14 protein-coding genes are annotated in these 23,624 nt (G+C 65.4%); 4 read left to right on the top strand and 10 right to left on the bottom strand.

Annotated features, from left to right (window positions below; genetic code table 11):
* Positions 1-48: 48 nt before the first annotated feature.
* From ACCQ12_RS19235 to ACCQ12_RS19265, 7 genes are all read right to left on the bottom strand, one after another.
* Positions 49-375 (bottom strand): thioredoxin family protein, encoded by a 327-nt coding sequence (locus tag ACCQ12_RS19235; RefSeq protein ID WP_372382479.1) that lies wholly within the window; start codon positions 373-375, stop codon positions 49-51.
* Positions 347-829, bottom strand: a complete 483-nt coding sequence (locus ACCQ12_RS19240; RefSeq protein WP_372382480.1) for a flavodoxin — start codon at positions 827-829, stop codon at positions 347-349. The genes ACCQ12_RS19235 and ACCQ12_RS19240 overlap by 29 nt, the downstream gene beginning before the upstream one ends.
* Before the next feature lie 13 nt (positions 830-842).
* A complete protein-coding gene (locus ACCQ12_RS19245; protein WP_372382481.1) occupies positions 843-1,679 on the bottom strand; it encodes an ImmA/IrrE family metallo-endopeptidase in 837 nt (278 codons plus the stop codon).
* A gap of 49 nt (positions 1,680-1,728) precedes the next feature.
* Positions 1,729-2,772: a ribonucleotide-diphosphate reductase subunit beta gene (locus tag ACCQ12_RS19250; protein WP_024712257.1), complete on the bottom strand. Its 1,044-nt coding sequence runs from the start codon at positions 2,770-2,772 to the stop codon at positions 1,729-1,731.
* 174 nt (positions 2,773-2,946) lie between these two features.
* Positions 2,947-5,445, bottom strand: coding sequence for a ribonucleoside-diphosphate reductase subunit alpha (locus ACCQ12_RS19255; protein ID WP_166752572.1), 2,499 nt, complete (start codon positions 5,443-5,445; stop codon positions 2,947-2,949).
* 1,535 nt (positions 5,446-6,980) lie between these two features.
* Positions 6,981-8,024, bottom strand: coding sequence for a DUF475 domain-containing protein (locus ACCQ12_RS19260; RefSeq protein ID WP_039415496.1), 1,044 nt, complete (start codon positions 8,022-8,024; stop codon positions 6,981-6,983).
* A 106-nt stretch (positions 8,025-8,130) separates the two neighbouring features.
* Positions 8,131-10,839 (bottom strand): bifunctional acetate--CoA ligase family protein/GNAT family N-acetyltransferase, encoded by a 2,709-nt coding sequence (locus ACCQ12_RS19265; RefSeq protein WP_372382482.1) that lies wholly within the window; start codon positions 10,837-10,839, stop codon positions 8,131-8,133.
* A 203-nt stretch (positions 10,840-11,042) separates the two neighbouring features.
* Here ACCQ12_RS19265 and ACCQ12_RS19270 point away from each other — a divergent pair, with 203 nt between their 5' ends.
* The 3 genes from ACCQ12_RS19270 (at position 11,043) to ACCQ12_RS19280 (ending at position 15,372) form a co-directional block, all read left to right on the top strand.
* On the top strand, positions 11,043-11,828 hold the full coding sequence (locus ACCQ12_RS19270) for a DUF4198 domain-containing protein (RefSeq protein WP_372382483.1): 786 nt from the start codon (positions 11,043-11,045) through the stop codon (positions 11,826-11,828).
* 155 nt (positions 11,829-11,983) lie between these two features.
* Positions 11,984-12,877, top strand: a complete 894-nt coding sequence (locus ACCQ12_RS19275) for an EF-hand domain-containing protein (RefSeq protein WP_372382484.1) — start codon at positions 11,984-11,986, stop codon at positions 12,875-12,877.
* Between the two features lie 155 nt (positions 12,878-13,032).
* Positions 13,033-15,372: a TonB-dependent hemoglobin/transferrin/lactoferrin family receptor gene (locus ACCQ12_RS19280; RefSeq protein WP_372382485.1), complete on the top strand. Its 2,340-nt coding sequence runs from the start codon at positions 13,033-13,035 to the stop codon at positions 15,370-15,372.
* A gap of 246 nt (positions 15,373-15,618) precedes the next feature.
* Here the strand turns inward: ACCQ12_RS19280 and mgtE are convergent, their stop codons facing one another.
* Positions 15,619-16,986, bottom strand: a complete 1,368-nt coding sequence (gene mgtE, locus ACCQ12_RS19285) for a magnesium transporter (protein ID WP_166752567.1) — start codon at positions 16,984-16,986, stop codon at positions 15,619-15,621.
* Between the two features lie 610 nt (positions 16,987-17,596).
* On the opposite strand from mgtE, the gene ACCQ12_RS19290 reads away from it, so the two are divergent.
* Positions 17,597-19,411, top strand: coding sequence for a monovalent cation:proton antiporter-2 (CPA2) family protein (locus tag ACCQ12_RS19290; protein WP_372382486.1), 1,815 nt, complete (start codon positions 17,597-17,599; stop codon positions 19,409-19,411).
* A gap of 516 nt (positions 19,412-19,927) precedes the next feature.
* On the opposite strand, the gene zwf is transcribed toward ACCQ12_RS19290, so the two are convergent.
* Both zwf and ACCQ12_RS19300 read right to left on the bottom strand, forming a co-directional pair.
* Positions 19,928-21,769 (bottom strand): glucose-6-phosphate dehydrogenase, encoded by a 1,842-nt coding sequence (zwf, locus tag ACCQ12_RS19295; RefSeq protein WP_372382487.1) that lies wholly within the window; start codon positions 21,767-21,769, stop codon positions 19,928-19,930.
* Positions 21,766-23,565 carry a glycoside hydrolase family 15 protein gene (locus ACCQ12_RS19300; RefSeq protein ID WP_166752565.1) on the bottom strand — a complete coding sequence of 600 codons (1,800 nt, stop codon included), beginning with the start codon at positions 23,563-23,565 and terminating at the stop codon, positions 21,766-21,768. The genes zwf and ACCQ12_RS19300 overlap by 4 nt, the downstream gene beginning before the upstream one ends.
* Between the last annotated feature and the right edge of the window lie 59 nt (positions 23,566-23,624).

Raw genomic sequence — 23,624 nt, forward strand, 5'->3', positions numbered from 1 at the left:
TATTGAGATTTTTGATGAGGCGCATCGAAGATGGTCTGCATCGACGACTCAGAGGCTGCTCTTGACCGCCGTTTCCACCTGCGCTGGTGACTGGAAGCCGGCCAGCCGCACCACCTCGGCGCCGTCCTTGAACAACGCCAGGGTCGGCGTCTGCCGCAAGCCCAGGCCGCGGAAGAACTCTTCGCCAATCACTTCCAGCTTCACCTTGAGGAGTGCGACGCCCGCGGCGTCTTCGCTCGCGGCGAACTTGGTCAGCGACATGTCGAGCATCTTGCAGCCCGGGCAATTGTCTTTGTAATAGTCGACCAGCAAGCGCGGATGCGCGGCCAGGGCGGCGGCGTAGTCGTCAGGCGTGGAGGCGTGGAGAGTTTGCATGGGGGAATGTCTCAGTACAGGCAAGAATATGGTCGGTCCAGCGTTGAATCTTGGTGGCGTCGCGTTCGCCGTGGGGCATCTGTTCGATTTCCAGTCGCGGGTAGCGCGTACCGAAGAATGCCGCGATGCGCCGGGCCGCACCGCAGTAGTTCTCCTCGCCCCACTGCGTCTCACCGGTGCCAAACACTGCCAGGCGTTCCGGCTTGCCGACTGCGTTGACGAGCTCTTCGATAAAGCGCTTCATCTCCGGCGGCGTACGCCCGGCGTTGATGCTCCAGCTGCCGAGGATGTAAAGATCGTGCTCGGCACCGTTTGGGCATGCCTGTGCTAGCGTCTGGATATCCGCATCGATCCAGGTTACCGCGTGCCCTAGTTCCTCGCAGCGCGCGCGGATCGCACGCGCGACATCGCGCGTGTTGCCGCTGAGCGAGGTGTGGGCGAGGAGGATGCGCATCTCGGTGAAGCAATTACTCAATAACGAGTTTCAATTCTTCAAGACGAATGGCCATTGCTTCGATGCTGACTCCAAAAGACTCTGACAACGATACGAAGTGGGAGCCGTTGTAATAAATCGAACTTGCAAGCCTCCTAGAGACGTGACGTAGAGTCGGAAGAATCTCGACCACTTCGAAAATAGGCTTACTGAGTAGAGCAAATGCAGTCTGCTCATTTAGGGTAAAAGCACCAAGAAACCGAGATTTAAATTCTTCAGTTAGAAGTTTCTCTGGCAGCAAGAAGTAAGTCGCGAACTTGTCTGCCTCGAGCTCGGTTCGACTACGCGCTTGTCGAACTCCGTTTAACGGTTGATCCCGATGCAAACCAGTTTGATCAGGATGAAGAATTGCGTGGCCGATCTCATGCGCTGCAGTGAAACGCATGACTCTCGGGTCAGCATCCGTTGCAATTTGGATGGATCGATTCGATTGATCGATCAGGCCTGCAACCGAGACTCGGCGGCGGCCACTAGTCATCCAGCCAAGACTGGAATGAAGGGTGAGTTGGAAACCCAGCAACTCCGCGGCAAGTTGCGGGTCTAAGACGCCAATTGGGTGCACGTTCTTACTCAATCCAAGATCTATCCGCTTCTTCCAAATCGCGCGTTGCAACTCTTTAGCCCGTGTCTCAATCGACTCAAAACTGTGGCTTTTCTTTGCAGAGAACGCCTCCCCTTCCGATCTCGAAAAGCGATAACGATTCCGATCATTACCCGACTGCCACAACTCTTCAATTTCTTCCATGTGCGCGTACGGATTCTGCAGCCGCATGCGACTAGATGAGATGCGTGGATCCAATCGCTTGCTCATGGTGCCTCCGTATTAAATGGAAGTATTGAGAGGTGTTGATACTTCCGCGTCAGAGATCGTCGAAGCCGTTATCCGAGTTGGTCTTCTTGTAGCTGGCATTCCGCATCTCGAAGAAGTCGGTCTTGGTTTCGGTGAAGTTGTCGGCGTAGGCCTTGATCCACGGCATCACGTTGTCGTTGGCGCCTTCGTACAGCTTCTCGATGCCGAGCATGCCGGCCATCTTGTTGGCGCGGTACTTCACGTAGCGGATCATCTCGTCGACGTCGATACCGTCGATGCCGTCCAGCACTTCGGCGGTCCACACCGTTTCAAGGTCGATCGCGTGTTCGAAGGCCTTGTGCACGTAGTCGGTGAGCTCGTCGCCCTGCAGCGCCTGGTTCTCGCCGATGATGGCGCGAATCAACTCGCTGATGAACTTGGAATGCGCCAGCTCATCGCGGTTGATGAAGCTGATGATCTTGCCGGTGCCGGTCATGCGGTTCTGGCGGACCAGATTGTAGAAATACGCAAAGCCGGAATAGAAGTTGATACCTTCCAGGATCGAAGACTGGATCAGCGAACGGATCAGCGTTTCGGCCGTCTTCTCGCGCATGAAGTCTTCGTAGGCGCCCATGATCGGCGCGTTGCGCTTGATGATGGTCGGGTGCGTACGCGCAATTTCGAACACGCGGTTCTGGTCGGCCAGGCCGGTGATCGAGGCCAACACGTAGCTGTAGCTCTCGTTATGGATCACTTCCTGCTGGCCGATGATCGCGGCATTGGCATGCGCGGCCGGGTCGGTGATGTATTCGGCCACGTTGTAGATGAAACGCGTCTGTGGCGAATCCAGCGTGGCCAGCAAACCGATGATCGAATCGTAGGCATTCTTTTCGCGCGCCGACAGCTCGTTGTACTGGCGCGCATCGCCCTTCATGTCCACCTCGTCCGGGATCCAGAAGTTGGTCGACAGTTCCTTGTACGCCCGATAGAAGGACGGGTACGGAATATCGTTCCAGTTGAGGATGCCCGAGGTCTGACCGTTGATGATGCTGGTCGAACGGTTCGGGTGACGCGGCTCAAGAATTTTGATGCGTTCAAGCGGTGTTGCGGACATGGGTCTCTACTCGTGTTTCAGGCGTCGCGCGCGTGCAGCGGGGACGACAGCAGCAATCATTCTGGAGGAAAGCCCCCTGAGTCAGGGGGCGCGCCGAAGGCGCGGGGTGTGGAAGCTGGTGAAGCAGGGTCCACGGTTCGCAAGGCGAACCGTGGAAGCGAAGCGCGAATGCGCTTAGCTACTGCACCACTCGCACTCGCTGATGTCGATATCGTTGGAGCGCACGTAATACGTGGTCTTCAAGCCTTCGCGCCAGGCGGTCATGTGCAGATCCAGCAGCGTGCTCGCACGGATGGTGCTGGGCACGTAGAAGTTGAAGCTGATCGACTGGTCCACGTGGCGCTGGCGGCGCGCGTTCTGGCGCACGCTGGCGAACTGGTCGACCTTGTAGGCGCCCTTTTCGTAGTACGGCCAGGTCTCCAGCGACAGGCCGGGCGCGGCGACCGGGCGACGGAAATCCTTCTTTTCTTCGTAGTAGAACGCGCTGTAGATCGGGTCGATCGACGCAGTGGAACCGGCAATCTGCGCGGTGCTCATGTTCGGTGCAACCGCCAGCATCCAGGCATTGCGCACGCCATTGACCGACACCTGCGCCGACAGCTCCAACCACTGCGGGCTGTTGTAGTCGCGCGCGCGGAAGTACTCGCCGTTATGCCAGTCGCTGCCGCGGAACACGCTGTAGGTGCCCTTTTCCTTGGCCAGCTCCATGCTCGCCTGGATGGTCAGGTAGTTGATGCGCTCGTACAGCTCGTCGCTGTAGTCCTCGGCTTCCTTGGCATTCCAGTGGATGGACTTCTGTGCCAGCAGGTGATGCCAACCGAAGGTGCCCAGGCCAATGGCGCGGTACTTCTGGTTGGTGATGGTGGCCTGCGGCACCGGCAGCTGGTTCAGATCGATCACGTTGTCGAGCATGCGCACCTGGATCGGGATCAAGCGCTCCAGCACGTCGGCGCCCAGCAGATCGGCCTGGTCGGCCTGCACGGTGATCGCGCGGCCCAGGTTGATCGAGGACAGGTTGCACACGACGAAGTCGCCCGCCTTCTTGGTGGTGACGATCTGATTGCCGCTGATGATCTCCTGCATCATCCGCGTCGGACTCATGTTCTGCAGGATCTCGGTGCACAGGTTGGACGAATAGACCATGCCCTCGTGCTTGTTCGGGTTCTTGCGATTGACTTCATCGCGGTAGAACATGAACGGGTTGCCGGTTTCCAGCTGGCTGACCATGATGCGCTTGAAGATGTCGATCGCCTTGACGGTCTTGCGCGTGATGCGCTCGTCGGCAACCACTTCCTCGTACTTGCGACGGAAGCTGCTGTTGGCGTCGCCCTTCTTCTCGTCATAGAAGTCCTGCAGGTACCAGCCCTTGATCCGCTTCACTTCGTGCGGGTCGAACAGGTACCAGTCGCCGCGGCGCTCGACCGCTTCCATGAACAGGTCGGGGATGCACACCGAGGTGAACACGTCGTGCGCGCGCAGACGCTGGTCGCCGTTGTTCAGGCGCAGGTCCAGGAACGCTTCGATGTCGCGGTGGAAGATGTCCAGATAGACCGCGATGGCGCCCTTGCGCTGGCCCAGCTGATCCACCGACACGGCGGTGTTGTTGAGCTGCTTGATCCACGGCACCACGCCGCCGGACGAATTGGACACGCCGCGGATCGCCGAACCCGACGAACGCACATAGCCCAGGTACGCGCCCACGCCGCCGCCGTGCTTGGACACGCGCGCCACGTCGGTGTTGGAGTCGTAGATGCCCTGCAGGCTGTCGTCGACGGTGTCGATGAAGCAGCTCGACAGCTGGCCGCCGACCTTGCCGGCATTGGCCAGGGTCGGCGTTGCCACCGTCATGTACAGGTTGGACAGCGCCCAGTAGGCCTCGCCCACCAGCTGCATGCGGCGCTCGCGGCTGCCCTTGCCGGTGCCGATCTCGTCCTGCATCAGGTACAGCGCAATGGTCAGCCAGCGCTCCTGCGGCAGCTCGAACACGCCGCGCGAGTTGTCGGTGGCCAGGTAACGGGTGGCCAGCAGGTACAGGCCGTTATAGGCGAACAGCTTGTCGCGCTCGGGCTCGATCATCTTGCCGGCTTCGATCAGCTCGTCCTTGGAATAGCGGCGCAGGATGTCGTTGGAATAGACATTGCGGTCGGCCAGGCTTTCCTGCAGACCCACGAACGAGCCGTACTTCTGGCTGGCGTCGTAAAACCGGTTGCGGCTGGCGCGCTTGTACAGGCGGCGCAGGTACAGACGCGCAGCGAAGTGCTCCCACTCCGGAGTGGTCAGATCGACGCGGGCTTCGGCCTCGCGGATCAGGTGGTCGACCAGGTCGTCGGCGTTGACGCTGTCCTTGCGCTCGACGAAGCCGAACACCGAGCGCTTGTAGTCGGCCACGTCCAGCTGCGGGAACTCGGCATGGATCTGGTCGATGGCGCGCTCCAGGCGCTCCGGCTCGAACGGAATCTTGCGATTGCCCGCTTCCTTGGTGATCCAGGTGGAGACGTTTTGTTCTTCGATGGTCTGTGCGTGCATTGCAATGGCTTGGCGGGGAGGCGGCACGATGTCCGACGGGTCGGTCAATTCCGGCGCGCCACAGGCAGGCGCGGCGACACTGGCGGAGACGCTGGTGGGTGTTGCGGTACCGGCGGCGATCGCGGAAAGGGTGTCGTTGGTGGTCATGCGTCCTCCATGCGTAGGCACACGAACCCGCTCGGGGAGCGAGTTGCGGCCGGATCCGGACTCCCTGGACAGCGATGACGGTGCAGGGCGAGCGGCACGCAAGACAGGCGTCTGCGGCGGCATCGACATCACCAGCCATCTCCTCACCGGAGATTCCACGGCCGCCACCGCGCGGTGTGCTGTCGCGTGGTGGTCGGTGGCGAAACAGCAGCGGCGCCACAAGACCACATCACCAAACCCAGGCCGAGGCCCGGATGGCTGTAGTCATGAGTGCGACCGCGGCGGGGAGGCCCTCGACCGCGGCCCCGCCGCGATACGTGCTCCCACTGGTCCGGCCGCCTTGTGCGACCAACCACCGACTCCCCCAAGATAGTGGGGTACCCGGGAGGGGTCAACACCAAATGTGGGAAAAACCCGCAAACCCTTGTAGCGCAAAGAACTGTCTGACGAACGGTCGTCCCGGGCCGGCGAACCTGTCCAAGTGGACTGCGCAGTCAAGGCCCAAACCGGCTTTCTGCTGACTGGTCGGGTTCGGCTGGGACGACCGCCGCACGTCTCGATGCTGCAGCCGGTCACAGTGGGCCGCCACTGCCATGAAGGGGACTGCAGCAACGGCGCAGATGATCCGCTCTCCGCCTGATCTGCCGGTATTGAGCAATCAGATCAAGGCGCCCGCACGGTACGTCTCGCGGTCACTTGGCTGTCTTCACGCCTGGTCGAGGGCGCGGCGCCCTCACCGCTCGCGGGACACGCCGTTAACCCGTCCATGGGGGCTCGGTGGCGACATCCATGCCGCCAACGGTCCCGCAATTGGTAAAGACACCGCACCAGACAGTTGGTCGGTGGTCGCGTGAACGCTGTTTGTAGCGCGTTGCGCATCTGGTGTTGAGCCGGCGCGTCATGATCGAACAAGGCGCATCAATCGCGGCTCCTTACCGTGCGCACCGACCATCTTGACTGGTCCTTGCCCGCCCACCGTCGCGGGACCTTGAGCGGCATGGATGCCGCGCCAGAGCCTCCAGGGACGGATTCACGGCGTGTCCCGCGATGGTGGGCGGGCAAGGGCCCCGCAGCAAACACAAAGACGTCGAGGGCGCGGTGCCCTCACCGCTTGCGGGACACGCCGTTAACCCGTCCATGGGGCTCGTTGGCGGCATCCATGCCGCCAACGGTCCCGCAAGCGGTGAGGGACGCCGCACCAGACAGTTGGCTGGTGGTTTTGTTGAAGAGCGAAGTCAGCGCACTAGACAGTTTGCTGGCTGCTTTATTTAAATCTATGCAAACCGACCATCTTAACTGGTCCTTGCCCGCCCACCGTCGCGGGACCCTTGGCGGCATGGATGCCGCCAAGGAGCTACATGGATGTACTTGCGGCGTGTCCTGCGATGGTGGGCGGGCAAGGGCCCTGCAGCAAAGGCGCAGATGATCCGCTCTCCGACTGATCTGCCAGGATTGAGCAATCAGGTAGCGACGCCCGCATCGTGCCTATCGCGAGCGCTTGGCGATCTTCAAGTCCGGTCGAGGGCGTGGCGGCCTCAGATCTCGGTCGGGCCGATGTGGTGACGCTTGCGGTAGCGGATAGAGGACCACACCGAGGCGGCGATGAAGGCCACGCCGATCAGGCCGGTGAGCACTTCCGGCACGTGGTAGACGGTGCCCACCAGCATGATGATCGCCAGTACGCCGATGGCGTAGTGCGCGCCGTGCTCCAGGAACACGAATTCGTCCAGGGTGCCCTTGTGCACCAGGTAGACCGTCATCGAGCGCACGAACATCGCGCCGATCGCCAGGCCCAGCATGATGATCACCACGTCGCGGGTGATCGCGAACGCGCCGATCACACCGTCGAACGAGAACGAGGCATCCAGCACTTCCAGATACAAGAACGCGGCAATGCCCGAGCGCTTGGCCGGGCCCATGCTGCCGTCTTCGCTTTCTTCGGCTTCGAACAAGGCGTCCACGCTGCCGACCAGCAGATACAGCAGGATGCCGCCCAGCCCGGCGAACAGCACGCTCTGGAAGATGGCATCGGGCAGGAACAGCTTGGTGCACAGCAGGACCGTCACCGCCACGATCACCGACATCGCATCGGCCTTGCCCAGCTTGCCGACCAGCCGCTCCACCGGGCCCAGCCAATGCAGCTTGCGCTCCTGGTCGAACAGGAAGTTCAGGAACACCAGCAGCAGGAACATGCCGCCGAAGGCGGCAATGGACGGGTAGTTGTCGGTCAGCACCTGGCTGTAGCGGTCCGGCTCCTTCAGCGCCATCTGCATCACCGGCACCAGGCCCATGCCGGTGGCCACCGACACGATCACGATCGGGAACACCAGGCGCATGCCGAACACCGCGATCAGGATGCCGACGGTGAGGAACAACTTCTGCCAGAACGCGTTCATGTGCTTGAGCACACCGGCGTTGACCACCGCGTTGTCGAACGACAGCGACACCTCCAGCACGCTCAGCACCAGGCATAGCCATAGCGCCTGCCAGATGCCCATCGCGGAGGTATGACCCCACCAGGCAGCCAGGCCCAGGCAGATCGCTGTGACCAAGAACGACATTCTGAAATCGCGAAACATTGACACTCCCAGGCGGGCCGAGACGACAGCCGGAGCAACGGGCCAGGGCAAGGCCCGGCAGATCCGGCGTGCGGTGGAGGATGGGGGACCGCGGCGTGACGCAACGTCAGGCCGGGCGCGGCTCGCCCATTATAGGGAGTGTCACCGCCATCAGGGTCGCATCGTCCGGATCCGGGCGCACGCCGAAGCCCAGGCTCTGGCACATCGCCAGCATGGTGCGGTTCTCGCGCAGCACCTGGCCTTCGATCTGCTTGAGGCCCAACCAGCGCGCGTACTCGATCATGATGCGCATCAGCTGCCAGCCGATGCCGTGGCCCTTGAGGTCGGAGCGGATCAGGATGCCGTACTCGCCGCCTTCGTAATCGGCGTCTGCATGCAGCCGCACCGCGCCGAGCATGTCGCCGGTCTTGGGGTCGATGGCCACCAGCGCGATCGAACGCGCGTAATCGAGCTGGGTCAGGCGGGCGATGAATTCGTGGCTGAAATGCTTGACCGACTGGAAGAAACGCAGCCGCAGGTCTTCGTCGGTGACGCGCGCGAAGAACGCGCGGAACAACGCATCGTCTTCCGGGCGCACCGGGCGCACCAGCGCGTGGGTGCCATCGCCCAGGCCGATCTGACGCTCCCATTCCTTGGGGTACGGGAAGATCGCAAAACGCGGATGGCCGCGGCCCTTGTGCAGCTTGCGCGCCGGCGCCACCGCCACGCGCGCGTCCAGCGCGATCACGCCATCGCGGTCGGCCAGCAGCGGGTTGATGTCCAGCTCGGTGATTTCCGGGATGTCGGCGGCCAGCTGCGCCAGTTTGACCAGCACCAGCGCCACCGCGCGCTCGTCGGCCGCCGGCACGTCGCGGTAGGCCTTGAGGATGCGCGAGACCCGCGTGCGCCCGATCAGCTCGTGGGCCAGGCGCAGGTCCAGCGGCGGCAAGGCCAGCTCGCGGTCGTTGATCACTTCCACCGCGGTGCCGCCACGGCCGAACACGATCGCCGGGCCGAACACCGGGTCGTCGGCGATGCCGGCGATCAGTTCACGCGCCTTCGGCCGCAGCACGGTGGGCTGCACGATCACCCCCTCGATCACTGCATCCGGCAGCGCAGCGCGCGCCCGCGCCAGGATGCCGGCCGCCGCCTCGCGCACCGCCGCCACGCTGGACAGGTTCAGGCGCACGCCATCCACATCGGACTTGTGCGCGATGTCGCTGGACAGCACCTTCAAGGTCACCGTGCGGCCGACGGCCAACAGCGGGTCGGCCAGCAAGGCGGCCTCGTTGGCGGTGGCGGCCACCTGCAGCGGCACGATCGGGATGCCGTAGGCGGCCAGCAGCCGGTTGGTGGCCACCGGGTCCAGCCAGCGCCGCCCGGCCGCCAGTGCCTCATCGACCACGGTGCGGGCGATGCCGGCATCCACCACGAAGTCTTCCGGCAGGCTGGGTGGGGTTTCCATCAGCGCCGCCTGCGCCTCGCGGTAGCGCACCAGGTGGGTGAAGCCGCGCACTGCGTCCGATTCGGTGGCATAGGTGGGCACGCGCGCGGCGTTGAGCGCGGCGATGGCCGCATCGTCCTGGCCCAGCCACACTGCGAACACCGGCTTGTCGCGCTGGTAGCGGTTGCGTTGGTCCAGCGCGCGGGTCAGCGCCTTGGCCGCATCGGCGGAGGAAGTAAAGGCGGTGGGCACGTTGACCACCAGCAGCGCGTCGTTTTCCGCATCGTCCAGCAGCGCTTCGATCGCCGCGGCGTAGCGCGCGCCATCGGCATCCACGATGATGTCCACCGGGTTGCTGCGCGACCAGCCTTCCGGCAGGGACTGATCGAGCTTTTCCAGCGTCTTGGGCGACAACTCGGCCAGGGTGCCGCCGCGCAGCACCAGCTGGTCCACCGCCAGCTGCCCCACCCCGCCGCCATTGCTCAGGATCGCCAGCCGCCGGCCGGGGAAGCTGCCGAGCCGGCCCAGGGTTTCGGCCGCGGCGAACAACTCGTCCAGCGCGCCCACCCGCAACAGGCCGGCGCGTGCGAATGCCGCTCCATACACCGCATCCGAGCCAGCCAGCGCCTGCGCGTGGGTGTCGGCATTGGGGTTGATGCGGAACTGGCGGCCGGACTTGACCACCACGACGGGTTTGGCACGTGCCGCAGCACGCGCGGCCGACATGAACTTGCGCGCATCGCCGATGCGTTCGACATACAGCAGGATGGCGCGGGTGCGGTAGTCGGTGGCGAAGTAATCGAGCAGGTCGCCGAAATCCACATCCAGCGTATCGCCAAGCGACACCACCGCGGAAAAGCCGACCGAACGAGCCACGCCCCACTCCACCAGCGCGGCGGCAATGGCGCTGGATTCGGAGATCAGCGCCAGGTCGCCGGCCTGCGGGCAATGCGCGGCGATGCTGGCATTGAGCCGCGCGTGCGGCGCGATCACACCCAAACAGTGCGGGCCGAGGATGCGCATGCCCTTGGCCCGCGCAGCCGCCTCCATGCGCGCAGCCGGCGAGCCAGGCCCGCGACCCAGGCCGGCAGTGAGGATGATCGCCGCGGCCACCCCGCGCCGCGCCGCGATGGAGACGATGCGCGGCACGATGCGCGCCGGCGCAGTGATCACCACCAGATCCGGCACCCACGGCAGATCGGTCAACCGCGGCACCGTGCGCACGCCATCGATTTCGGTGTAGCGCGGGCTCACCCAACCGATCTGGCCAGGGAAGCCGGCCGCGCGCAGATTGCGCACCACCGCCCGCCCGGCCGAGCGCTCACGCGGGCTGCCGCCCACCACCGCCACGGTGCTGGGGCGAAAGACCTGCTGCAGGTGGTAGGTACTCATGGTGCGGGGGACGCGGAAGCCATCGCGCTACGGTACACGTCAGGCAGAGCTGGCGTCATCGACCCAGCGGCAGAGAAACAGCGACACAGCACATCCTATTGTTGTGAACGATTCTTATTTTCGTTAATATCCCGTGGTCAGCCAGCTTCCCGCGCCGCCCGGCGCCCCTGCCGCCAGCGACTCATCCGGAACAGGGACCCCCCATGAAACTGCTGACACTGTCGGCGCTGCTGCTCGCTGCATCTGCCTCCGCGCATACCCCTTATCTGGCGCCGAACACCTTCGCTCCGCAGCCCGGTCAGACGGTGACGCTGGACGCGGCGTTCGCCGAGACCTTCTTCGTGCCCGAAGCGGCCTTCGACCAGAGCCATTTCAGCATCACCGGGCCCGATGGCCGCGATGTCGAACCGGCGCGGGTGCAGGCGCTGGACACCCGCACCGTCGTCGAACACGCGCTGGGCAAGCAGCCCGGCACCTATCGATTCAGCAGCGGCCTGCGCGTAGGCGCGCAGTTCCGCACCTGGGAACTGGACGGCAAGCGCGAGACCGTGCGCGGCCCGAAGGTGCCCATGCCCAAGGGCGCCACGCTGATCGCCAGCTTCCAGTCGCGCACCCTGGCGGAAACCTATGTGAGCGTCGGCAAGCCCGATCGCAGCGCATTGGCGCCGCGTAACCGCGGCCTGGAACTGGTGCCGGTCACCCATCCCAACGATTTGTTTGTGGGCGAGACGTTCGCTTTCACGGTGCAGTACGACGGCGTGCCGCTGGCCAGGCAGACCGTGGACATCAGCGAGGCGGTGTGGACCTCCGACCGCAAGCCGACGGTGCTCAGCGTGACCACCGACGCCGCAGGCCGCGCAGTCCTGAAACTGGACCACGCCGGCACCTGGCTGGCATTGACCCGCCACCGCACCCCCGCGCCGGCCGGCGCCCCGGTGCGCGAGTACAGCAACAGCACCACGCTCACCTTCCAGGTGCTGGAGCAGTAGCGCTACGCAAGCGCTGCGGCGGTTGCGTGTTTCGCGGCGTCCACGCACCGGTGCGGGCGCATCGGCCTGGCTCAGCTGGCCGTCTACAGGCAGCGCTCTGCCTGTCGCACCGATGACCCGGTCCGGCACTTTTTTCTTCCCTCACGAGGCAATCCATGAACACTGGCTCCCTGGCCGGCGCGTGCCTTTGCGCGCTGCTGCTTCCTGCCGTCGCTGTCGCCCAATCCGAGCCGCGCCCGCTGCTCGGCGGTCACGGCAACAATGTGCAGGCCTTCATCACCCAGCACGACGACAACCACGACGGCCGCATCACCGCCGCCGACTTCGCGGCCTTCCGCCGCAGCCGCTTCGATGCCACCGACCGCAACCACGACGGCACGGTCGATGAGGACGAGTACGTGGGCGAGTTCCGCGAGCGCCGCCAGCATGCGCTGGAACAGGAGCGCGGCGCACAGGCCGCGCAGGGCAAGCAACGCTTCGCCGCACTCGACAGCGATGGCGATGGGCAGGTCTCGCGCGCTGAATTCGATAATGCCGGCGCGCAGGACTGGGCGCGCGGACAGGCAGCCCTGGCGGCCGCCGCCACCGCTGCAGCTACCGAACCGACGGTCGCCTTCGATCGCGACGGCGGCCGCCCGGGCATGCCCGACAGCCAGTCGGCCGACGGCTTCCTGGCGCTGTACGACGAGAACGGCGACGGCAAGGTGGGCCGCGCGGAATACGCGGACCTGCGCGCGGCGCAGTTCGCCGGTGCCGACGGTAACCGCGACGGCGCGCTGTCGATGGACGAGTACCGCGTCGAGTTCGAAGACCGCCTCAACCGCCGCCTCACCGCGCTCGAGCAGGCCGACGATCGCCAGGTGCACGTGCGCTTCAACGTGCTCGACACCGACAAGGACAAGCGCATGAGCTTCGCCGAATACCAGGCCTCGGGCCTGCGCACGTTCGCCCGCGTCGACCGCAATCACGACGGAGTGGTGGATGCCAGCGACGCGGCGTTGCCGCCGCCTGCGCCTGCCCCGGCTTCTAGACCGGCCCGGGCGGACTGACGAACCGGCCAACTGCTCCTTCCGGCGCGGATCGACACCCGCGCCACCTGGCCCGCCACTGGCGGGCCCCACCCAGCCACGCGACCGCCCCGTGCCGCCCGCAGCCAGGTCCGCGCCTTTCGCGCCCCTCATTTCTCCTGACTGTGGACCCCACGATGACTTCGACACCGACCCTGCTGGCCCTGGCGATCGCCGCCGGCCTGGCCTTCCCGCTGCATGCCGAACAGGCGCCCGCCGACGCCACCACCTTCGACCCGGTCGAAGTGAAGGCCGCGCGCGACAAGCGCGCCTCCAGCAACCAGAACGTCACCACCCTGGACACTGCGCAGCTGCAGCAGGAACAGGCCGAAAGCATGGAGGACCTGGTGCGCTACATCCCCGGCGTGAGCATCGCCGACATGGGCCGCTTCGGCGAGAACGGCTTCAATATCCGCGGGCTGGAAGGCGACCGGGTGGCGATGACCATCGACGGCCTGTCGATGGCCGAAGGTGTGGAGACCGCGCGTGACTACGAGTTCTTCCGCGCCGGCCGCGGTGGCGTGGATGTGGATTCGCTCAAGAGCGTGGACATCGTCAAAGGCGCCGATTCGATCAGCGCCGGCAGCGGTGCGCTCGGCGGCGCGGTCGTCTTTACCACCAAGGACCCCTACGACTATCTCAAGGCGCAAGGCAACGACACCTATGTCGGCCTGAAGACCGGCTACACCGGTCATAACGACCAGCTGCTGGGCAACGTCACCGTCGCCAATCGCACCGGCATCGTCGAATCGATGCTGACTTATACCCGCCGCGACGGCCACGAATCGGAGGGCTGGTATTCCAGCACCGAAATCGACACCGGCAGCGCGCGGCGCACGCCCGACCCGATCGACAGCGAAAGCGACAACGTGCTGGCCAAACTCGACGTGGTGCCGAATGCACAGCACCGCTTCGGCGTGGTCTACGAACGCAACCGCTCGCAGAACCGGGTCGACAACCTGAGCCGTGTCAGCGCGCCAAGTTATGCCGAACGCATCGGCGACGACAGCAACGACCGCGATCGTTACGGCCTGCGCTATCTCTGGAACGCCCACAACGCCTTGTTCGACACCCTGGAAGCGCAGCTCGACCGCCAGCAGACCGACAGCCGCGGCACCACCCGCATCCTCACCCAGAGCGGCAGCTCGAGCACCCCCGCCACTGCGGCCACCACGCGCTGCACGGTGGCGCTGCCATGCCGCCGCGCCGAAGACCGCGACACCGAGCAGACCCTGGACCGCATCGCGCTGGATTTCGACAAGCAGGTGCACGGCAACGGCTGGTCGCAAGCGCTGCTGTACGGGGCCGCCTGGCAGCGCCGCAGCATCGATTTCCGCGCGGTCGACTACCGCTGGAACAACGCCGGCGCGCTGGACACCGCCACCGTCGACCCGGCACAGGTGCCACAGACCGATGCCGACACCTGGAGCGTGTACTTGCGCGATCGTATCGGCCTGCTCGACGACCGCCTGCAGCTCACCCTGGGCGCCCGCTACGACCACTATCGCTATACGCCGACACTGTCGCCCACCTTCATCGATACCACCGGCACGGTACGCGAGGTGACGTTCGCTTCGCCCACCTGGCAGGCCGGCATCAGCTACGCCTTCACCCCGCAGCAGACGCTGTGGTTCCAGGCCGGGCGCGGCTTCCGTGCGCCGACCACCGCCGAAATGTACGCCCCGACCAGCATCACTGCGCTGACCCGGGTGGACACCGGCACCACCGTCAACGTGCCGACCGTGGCCGCCAATCCCGCGCTGGAAGCAGAGCGCAGCCTCAACCTGGAACTGGGCTGGCGCTGGGAAAGCGACTGGGCGCGCGTGGGATTGTCGGTGTTCCGCGACCGCTACGACGACTTCATCCAGAGCGAGACGGTGACCGCCGATGCCGGCACGCGTTACCAGACCTGTACCCGCGGCGTGTGCACCTCGCGCAACGGCTACGCCTACACCACGCTGCTCAATGTCGGCCAGGTCGAGGTCAAGGGGGTCGAACTGGATGCGCAGTTCAAACTGGGCGATGCCTGGCTGCTGCGCGCGGCCTGGACCCACAACCAGGGCGAGCTGGAAGACGGCCGCCCGCTGGACAGCATCAATCCGGATCGCGGTGTGCTCGGCCTGAGCTGGCAGGGCCTGGACGAGCGGCTGCGCATCACTGCCAACATCACCCACGCGCTGGCCAAGAAGGCCAAGGACGTCAACGTGGAGAGCGATGTCTTCGGCGCGCCGGCCGAGCCGTTCCTCAGCGACGCCTACAGCGTGGTCGATCTGTTCGGCAGCTATCGCGTCAACGCACACGTGCGCGTCAATCTCGGCGTGTACAACCTGTTCGACGAGCGTTACTTCCAGTGGGCACGCATCCGCAACGTCACCCGCGGCGATTTCTATCTGTACGGCTATGCCACCGACGACGGCATCGGCCGCTATAGCGAGCCTGGCCGCAATCTGCGCGCCACGGTGTACGTCAACTTCTGACCGGCGTTGCCGGTGCGCAGTGATGCACGGTCTGCCATGCATCACTACGCAGGCTGTGCAAGATGTTCCGCAACCGCACGGCCGGGTACTGCAGCGCCTCTGCGCGCCAAGTGATGGCACGCAGAGGCGACTTACCCCGTATGAAATGCTGCCGTGCATGCGGCACCTCGACCGTCGGATCTCGACGATTGCAGACGTGACGAGGGCGGCGCGCAGCTGCTCGCACACGCGCCACGCATCGCGACGCTACAACAACGTGCCGCTCAGGATCGCCGCGGCGATGCTGAAATAAATCACCAGCCCGGTGACATCCACCAGTGTGGCCACGAACGGTGCCGAGGCGCTGGCCGGGTCGAAGCCGAAGCGTTGCAACACGAACGGCAGCATCGAGCCGGAGAGCGAACCGAAGGTGACGATGCCGATCAGCGCCGCGCCGATGGTCAGCGCCACCATCTGCCAGTGCGGACCGTAGTCGTACAGGCCGGCGTTTTGCCAGATTGCGATACGCACGATCGCCAGCACGCCCAGGATCGCGCCCAGGGTGAGGCCGGTGGGCAGCTCGCGCAGCGCTACCTTCCACCAGTCGCGCAGACGCAGTTCGCGCAGTGCCAGCGAGCGGATCAGCAGCGAGGTGGCCTGCGATCCGGAGTTGCCGCCCGAGCTCATGATCAACGGAATGAACAGGGTCAGCACCACCGCCTTGGACAGTTCATCCTCGAAGTGCTGCATCGCGCTGGCGGTAAGCATTTCGCCCAGGAACAGCACGCTCAACCAGCCGGCGCGCTTCTTGATCATCTGGCCAAAGCCGATCTGCATGTAGGGCCTGTCCAGCGCCTCCATGCCGCCGAACTTGTGCACGTCTTCGGTGGATTCGGCGATCAACGCATCCAGCACATCGTCCACGGTGACGATACCCAGCACATGGCCATGCGCATCCACCACCGGGATGGCGAGCAGGTCGTGGCGGCGGATCAGCCGTGCGACTTCTTCCTGGTCCAGCGCCGGGTCCACGGTGACCGGCGGATTGACCTGCGCCACATCCAGGATCGATGCCTCCGGCACGCCGGTGATCAGCCGGCGCATGGTGACCACCTGCTGCAGCACGCGGGTGTGCGGATCGAGCAGATAGATGGCGTAGACCGTCTCGCGGCTGCGCTCCACCTCGCGGATGTGCTGCAGGGTGCGGCCCACCGTCCAGTCGGACGGCACCGCCACGAACTCGGTGGTCATCAGCGCGCCGGCGGTGTTGGGCGGGTAGCGCATCAACGCCTGGATCGACAGCCGCGCCTCGGCACTGAGCAACCACAGCAGCGGCTGGCGCTGGTCGGCATCCAGGCCATGGAAGATATCGGTGGCGCGGTCGTCGGCCATCTGCCCGAGCAGCGAGGCGGCCTGTTCCGCAGGCAGTTGCGCGATCAGTTCGCTGGCATCGCGCAGCTCGGGTTGTTCGAGCAGCTTCACTGCACGCGGGGACGGCAACGCGGCCAGCACATGCGCAGCATCGTCGCGGTCGAGGGTGTTGAGATATTCCACCGCATCGGCCGTGTTGAGCTCGGCCAGGGGTGCGGTCAGTGCATCGACGCCTTGGGCAAGGCGCAGGGTTTGCTCGTACATGGTGGTTCGCCTGGTGACGACCGTCGTCGATGACAGCCGGCGAACCTCACGCCTCAGGCGCGCGCCAGCTGGGTCATCGACCCGGGTCTAGGGTGACTGTCGCTGGACATGGATAAAGGCTCCGAAAGTGCGCACCGACCGGCGATCCGGGCGGCAGCGCGGCGCAGTCTGCGCGCCTGAGTCGGCTTGGTCAATGCCCTGCGCAGGCCGTGCTCAGCGACCGTGCAGCCCCGTGCAAGTGGCCAGCGTCTGCGCCGTAGCGCGCCGGGGCGGCACCTCGCAGCATGCCCGCATGGAGACCCGACACTGCAGCGTGCGCTCACCTGGCCTGTTGCAGCGCGGCCCGGAACAGGCGATGCGCTGGCGACCGCAACGCGGCGTACCGTGCCTCGCTGCCGGGATCGGGCGCAGGCAGGCGTCGTTGCCGTGCGGCCGCGCCATGTCATCGGACGGACACCGGTTACCGGTGGCGTGCTGCGCGCCTCACAGCGTTTGGTGAATCACCGAACCGAAGTGCACCGCCGGCCCGCACCGTTGCACGCAGCGCACGCCAATCCAGGCGGGCACACGCAGGCCGGCGGCATAATGAGCACCTCAACGGAGAACGTGCATGCATAGCGGTGGTCTTGAACTGGCTTTGGTGCTGATGCTGGCCGCCATCGTGGCGGTGCCGGTGTTCAAGCGCTTTGGTCTGGGAGCCGTGCTGGCCTACCTGGTGGCCGGCGTGGTGCTCGGACCCGATGGCGTGGGCGTGGTGCAGGACGCCGAGCGCATCAGCGGTGCGGCCGAGATCGGTGTGGTGATGCTGCTGTTCGTGATCGGGCTGGAGCTGTCGCCGGCGCGGCTGAAGGTGATGCGCCATTCGGTGTTCGGCGCCGGCGCTACCCAGGTGGTGGTGACCACGGTGATCCTGGGCGGCCTGCTCATGGTGGGCAATCTGGGCTGGAAGAGCGCACTGATCATCGGCGTGGCACTGGCCTTGTCGTCCACCGCGGTGGGCCTGCAATTGCTGGCCGAGCGTAAGGCGCTGGGTAGCGACTACGGCCGGCTGGCGTTTGCGATCCTGCTGTTCCAGGACTTGATTGCGATCCCGCTGCTGGCGGCCATTCCGCTGCTGGGCGGCAGCAAGAACGCCACCCTCGCCTGGCCGGACGTGGCCAAGGCCGTGGCGGCGCTGGCGCTGGTGATCCTGTGCGGGCGCTTCGTGCTGCGCCACCTGTTCAACGTGGTGGCGCGCACGCGCATGCCGGAGGTGTTTACCGCCAGCGCCTTGCTGGTGGTGCTGGGCACCGCCTGGATCATGCAGGAAGCCGGATTGAGCGCCAGCCTGGGGGCCTTCATCGCCGGCGTGCTGCTGGCCGATTCGGAATTCCGCCATGAACTCGAATCGCAGATCGAACCGTTCGAAGGGCTGCTGCTGGGGCTGTTCTTCATCTCGGTGGGAATGGGCATCGACCTCAACCGCGTGGTCGCCGAGCCCGGCTTGATCGCGGCGGGTGTGGCGATCCTGCTGGTGGTGAAGTTCTCGCTGCTGGTGGGCATCGGCAGCGTGGCCAAGTTGCCGCTGCGCAGCAGCCTGATGCTGGGCAGCGTGCTGTGGCTGGGCGGCGAATTCGCGTTCGTGGTGTTCAACGAGGCCGACCGCGTGGGCCTGCTGGACGCGGCCAATCACGACCGGATGGTGGCCATCGTCGGTGTGTCGATGGCACTGACGCCGCTGTTGCTGCTGGGCATGCAACGCATCCTCAACGGACCGCTGCGCCTGCGTGCGCCCAAGTCCGAGCGCCCGTTCGACACCATCGACGCGCAGACGCCCAAGGTGCTGGTGGCCGGCATGGGCCGCTTTGGCCAGGTGGTTGCCCGCCTGCTCACCGCGCGGCACGTGCCGTTCGTGGCGCTGGAACATAACCCCGATACGGTGGAAGACCTGCGCCGCTTCGGCAGCCAGCTGTATTACGGCGACCCCACCCGCCCGGAGCTGCTGCGCGCCGCCGGTGCCGACCGCATCAAGGTGTTCGTGATCGCGGTGGACGACCCGGAAACCAATATCAAGACGGTGCGCCTGATCCGCCGCCTGTACCCGCAGGCCACGGTGCTGGCGCGCGCGCGCAACCGCCAGCACGCCTGGAAACTGATGGACCTGGGTGCAGAACCGTTCCGCGAAGTGTTCGCCTCCAGCCTGGAACTGAGCGGGCGGGTATTGACCTCGCTGGGACTCGGCGAGGCGGATGCGCGCGAACACGTCAAACGCTTCCGCCAGCACGACGAAGACCTGCTGCGCCGCCAGCACCTTGTCTACGACGACGAAGCCAAGGTGATCCAGACCTCGCGCGACGCCCGCGCCGACCTGATGAACCTGTTCGAAGCCGACGTCAAGGCCGACGTGGATGGCGAGCCGGCACCCGCCGCCACGCACGAGCGTTGAGCCCGGCACATCGCACTGACGTAGGCGCGCGCCTGAGCGCGATGGGGCTTTACCGGTAATGCCCGTCGCGCTCGGACGCGCTCCTACGAGGCAGGGAATACCGGCCGCTCGCTGCCGAGTGCCGACTCAAAAATCGGCGAATCGTTGCGCCAACAACAACCGCGCATCAACTCGCGAAGCCGCGCTTTTGTAGGAGCGCGCCTGAGCGCGATGGAGCTTTACCGGTCATGCCCCGTCGCGCTCGGGTGCGCTCCTACGAAGCAGCGAATACCGGCCGCTCGCTGGCGAGTGCCGACTCAAAAATCGGCGAATCGTTGCGCCAACAACAACCGCGCATCAACTCGCGAAACCGCGCTTTTGTAGGAGCGCGCCTGAGCGCGATGAAGCTTTACCGGTCATGCCCCGTCGCGCTCGGGTGCGCTCCTACGCGGGCGCTTGCGTTGCGTGACTGCGATTCATTGCACGCTGTCTGCGTGCACAGCCGCCGCCCGGCGGCGGCGGCGCTTCTGTCGTCGCTCAGCTGCGTGGCTTGCGTGTGGTGCGGGCTGAGGATTTCTTCGCTGCGGCCTTGCTGCCTGATGCGCTGCTGGTGGTCCTTGGTGCTTTTGCCACGCGCTTGCTTGCACGCTTGGTAGCGGTCTTCTTTGCCGACGTGCCCGAGGCTGCCGCTTGGGCAGGCGTGCTGGCAGCCGCCGACGCTCGCTTGGTTGACGCTTTGGTTGCCTTGGACGCGCTACCCGTCCTGGTCGCTTTCTTGGCCGCCTTCTTGGTGGCTTTCTTCACCGGCGTTGCAGCACTGGCACGCGCTTCCGGCGGCCGGCGCGGTGGCGGTTTACGGCCGGGGGTGAGCGCGCGCCAGGCGTGTCCGCCATTCATGGCCAGCAACGCATCGGCAGCCGAGGGGCCGGCGCTGCCGGCGGCGTAGTTGGGGAAGTCGCTCGCCGGTTGCTTCCAGGCATCCAGGATCGGCTGCACGATGCGCCAGGCGCCTTCCACCATGGCTGCGTCCTGGAACAGGCCGGCCTCGCCGTTCATGCAGTCCTGCAGCAGGCGCTCGTAGCCCACCGTGTATTCCTTGGGAAACCAGTCGCGATAACGGAAATCCATGCGCACCGGCGCCAGTGCGACCTGTGCGCCTGGGCGCTTGACGTCGAACTGCAGCGAGATGCCTTCATCCGGCTGGATATGCAGCACCAGCCAGTCGGGGCCGTAGCCGCCGACCTCAGTGCTGCGGAACGGTGCCAGTGGCGCGGGCTTGAAGCGGATCGCGATCTCGGTGGTGCGCTCGCGCAGGCGTTTGCCGGTGCGCAGGTAGAACGGCACGCCGGCCCAACGCCAGGTGTCGACCTGCAACTTCATCGCCACGTAGGTTTCCGTGTCCGAATCGTCCGGCACGGTGTCTTCTTCGCGGTAACCGGGGACGGCGTTGCGATTGACCGCGCCGGAGGCGTATTGCCCGCGTACCACGTCCTCGGGCTTGATCGGGCGTACCGCTTCGATCACTTCCGCACGCCGGCGATGCATGGCCTCGGTGGTGAAGGCGGCCGGCGGCTCCATCGCGATCATCGCCAGCAGCTGGAACAGGTGATTGGGCACCATGTCGCGCAGGCACCCGGTAGGGTCGTAGAAGCGGCCGCGCCCTTCCACGCCGATGGTTTCGGCGGCGGTGATCTGCACATGATCGATGCGGTCGCGGTTCCACACCGGCTCGAACAGGCCATTGGCGAAGCGGAACGCCAGGATGTTCTGCACGGTTTCCTTGCCCAGGAAATGGTCGATGCGGAACACCTGATCCTCGTGCAGCACCTTGGCCACGGTGGCATTGAGCGCGACGGCGCTGGGCAGGTCATGACCGAAGGGTTTTTCCACGATCACGCGGCGCCAGCCCTGGTTCTCGCGCTGCTTGACCAGACCGGCTTCGCCCAGGTTGAGCAGCACCGGCTCGAAGAAGCGCGCGGCGGTGGCCAGATAGAACAGCACATTGCCTTGCGTCCCGTAGCGCTTGTGCAGTTTCTCCAGCACGCCGTCCAGCGCCTGGTAGGCGCCTACATCGGTGAAGTCGCCGCGCAGGTAATGCATGCGCTCGCGCAGCCAGTCCCAGGTGTCGGTGTCGAATTCGTCGGTCTGGAATTCCGCATCGCGGCTGCTGAGCAGCTGCGTCATCGATTGGCCCATGTTGCTGCGCCAGGCGCGCTCGCTGATGTCGCCGTGGTCCATGCCGACGATGGCGAATTGCTCGCCCAACGCACCGGCGCGGCGCAGGTTGTACAGCGCCGGCATCACCAGCCGCCGGGTCAGATCGCCGCGCGCGCCAAATACCACGATGATGCAGGGCGGTGTGGTCTGTTGCTCGTTCATGGATGTGTTTCCTCTTCGCCCATGCGTCCGTGCAGGCGCAGTGCCGCATTGACCAGGGCCACGTGGGAATACCCTTGCGGGAAGTTGCCAAGCATGCGTTTTGCCCGTGGGTCGTACTCTTCCGCGAGCAGGCCCACGTCGTTGCACAGTCCGAGCAGGCGCTCGAGCAATGCGCGCGCTTCGTCGGTACGGCCGACCAGCGCGAAATTTTCCACCAGCCAGAAACTGCAGGCCAGGAAGGTGCCCTCGCCCGCCGGCAGGCCATCGGCGCTGTCGTCGGCGCGATAGCGTTCGACCAATCCGTCGATGGTGAGCTCGCGCGCGATCACATCGGCGGTTGCCGCGATGCGTGGGTCGTCGGCCGGCAGAAAGCCGACGATGGGAATCAGCAGCAGCGATGCGTCCAGGCGGTCCGAGCCATAGCTCTGCACGAAGTGCCCGTCCGGGTGCACGCCCTTCTCCAGCACTTCGGCGCGGATCTCCTCGGCGATGCGGCCCCAGTGCGCGCGTTTTTCCGCAGTGGCATGGGTAATGCCATCGCGGGTGCCGCAATCGAACGCCAGCCAGGCCATCACCTTGGAATGCACGAAGTGGCGGCGCTCGTCGCGGATTTCCCAGATGCCTTCATCGGGTTGGCGCCACAGCGTTTCCAGCGTGTCGAGGATCTTTTCCAGCAGCGAAGCAGAAGAACCATCGTCATCGGACGGCGGCGCCACGCCTTTTTCGCGCGCGTAATGGAAGGCGCCAATCAGCTCGCCGTAGACATCGAGCTGGAACTGATCCACCGCGCCGTTGCCGATGCGCACCGGGCCGGAGTTCTCGTAACCGGGCAACCAGTGCGCCTCCCATTCCTGCAGGCGGCGTTCGCCACCAATGCCGTACAGCGCCTGCAGTTGATCGGGCGAACCGGCGATGGTGCGCTGGACCCAGTCGCGGAACGAGGCAGCTTCGTCGCGATAGCCGGCCTGCAGCAAGGCGATCAGCGTGAACACCGAATCGCGTAGCCAGCAGTAGCGGTAATCCCAGTTACGCGTGCCGCCCAGATGCTCGGGCAACGAGGCGGTGGGCGCGGCCACGATGCCGCCGGTGGGCAGATAACTCAGCCCCTTCAACACCACCAGCGAGCGGCGCACCTGCTCGGTCCACGGGCCGACGTCGGTACAGCGGCGCGCCCAGCCATGCCAGAACGCGGTGGTGCGTTGCAGCGCCTGCTCCGGGTCGATCGCCGGTGGCGTGGGCTGGTGCGAGGCGCCATGGCTGAGCAGGAACCAGGTGCTCTCGCCGTCGCGCAGGGTGAAGTCCGCTTCGGTGCCCATGTCCTCGCCGTGCAGCGTCTGCGGCGAGCGCAGTGCAAGCTGATCGGGGCCGGCGATGGCGCGGATGCCGTCGTCGATGCGCGTCACCCACGGCACCGTGCGGCCGTAGTTGAAGCGGAAGGTCAGGCGCATGTGCATGGGCACTTCGCCCTGCACGCAACGCACGATGCGCACCAGATGCTGATGCACCTCGCCGTCTTCGCTGGCCACCATGAAATCGACCAGCTCCACCGTGCCGGTATCGGTGCTCAGTCGTGTGCACAACACCAGGCTGTCGTCTTCGTAGGCACGTTCGCTGCGGAAGTCCGCTGCGGGCGCCAGTGCCCATTGCCCGTGTTGCTCGTCGCCCAGCAACGAGGCGAAGACCGCATCGGAATCGAAGCGTGGCAGACACAGCCAGTCGATGGTGCCACGGTGGTCGACCAGGGCCGCGCTGTGGCAATTGCCCAGCATGGCGTGGTCCTCGATACGCACGCTCATCGTATGGGCGCTTCCTTCCGGCGAAAGAACATGCAGTCTTGCATGTGCGGTGTCGGGAT

This window comes from Xanthomonas sp. NCPPB 1068, from assembly GCF_041479385.2.
GTDB lineage: Bacteria > Pseudomonadota > Gammaproteobacteria > Xanthomonadales > Xanthomonadaceae > Xanthomonas > Xanthomonas cannabis.

What these genes read in the sequence shown, in the direction of transcription:
- ACCQ12_RS19235 (WP_372382479.1), bottom strand. Translation starts at nt 375, where the DNA reads ATGCAAACTCTCCACGCCTCCACGCCTGACGACTACGCCGCCGCCCTG.
- ACCQ12_RS19240 (WP_372382480.1), bottom strand. Translation starts at nt 829, where the DNA reads ATGCGCATCCTCCTCGCCCACACCTCGCTCAGCGGCAACACGCGCGAT.
- ACCQ12_RS19245 (WP_372382481.1), bottom strand. Translation starts at nt 1,679, where the DNA reads ATGAGCAAGCGATTGGATCCACGCATCTCATCTAGTCGCATGCGGCTG.
- ACCQ12_RS19250 (WP_024712257.1), bottom strand. Translation starts at nt 2,772, where the DNA reads ATGTCCGCAACACCGCTTGAACGCATCAAAATTCTTGAGCCGCGTCAC.
- ACCQ12_RS19255 (WP_166752572.1), bottom strand. Translation starts at nt 5,445, where the DNA reads ATGACCACCAACGACACCCTTTCCGCGATCGCCGCCGGTACCGCAACA.
- ACCQ12_RS19260 (WP_039415496.1), bottom strand. Translation starts at nt 8,024, where the DNA reads ATGTTTCGCGATTTCAGAATGTCGTTCTTGGTCACAGCGATCTGCCTG.
- ACCQ12_RS19265 (WP_372382482.1), bottom strand. Translation starts at nt 10,839, where the DNA reads ATGAGTACCTACCACCTGCAGCAGGTCTTTCGCCCCAGCACCGTGGCG.
- ACCQ12_RS19270 (WP_372382483.1), top strand. Translation starts at nt 11,043, where the DNA reads ATGAAACTGCTGACACTGTCGGCGCTGCTGCTCGCTGCATCTGCCTCC.
- ACCQ12_RS19275 (WP_372382484.1), top strand. Translation starts at nt 11,984, where the DNA reads ATGAACACTGGCTCCCTGGCCGGCGCGTGCCTTTGCGCGCTGCTGCTT.
- ACCQ12_RS19280 (WP_372382485.1), top strand. Translation starts at nt 13,033, where the DNA reads ATGACTTCGACACCGACCCTGCTGGCCCTGGCGATCGCCGCCGGCCTG.
- mgtE (WP_166752567.1), bottom strand. Translation starts at nt 16,986, where the DNA reads ATGTACGAGCAAACCCTGCGCCTTGCCCAAGGCGTCGATGCACTGACC.
- ACCQ12_RS19290 (WP_372382486.1), top strand. Translation starts at nt 17,597, where the DNA reads ATGCATAGCGGTGGTCTTGAACTGGCTTTGGTGCTGATGCTGGCCGCC.
- zwf (WP_372382487.1), bottom strand. Translation starts at nt 21,769, where the DNA reads ATGAACGAGCAACAGACCACACCGCCCTGCATCATCGTGGTATTTGGC.
- ACCQ12_RS19300 (WP_166752565.1), bottom strand. Translation starts at nt 23,565, where the DNA reads ATGAGCGTGCGTATCGAGGACCACGCCATGCTGGGCAATTGCCACAGC.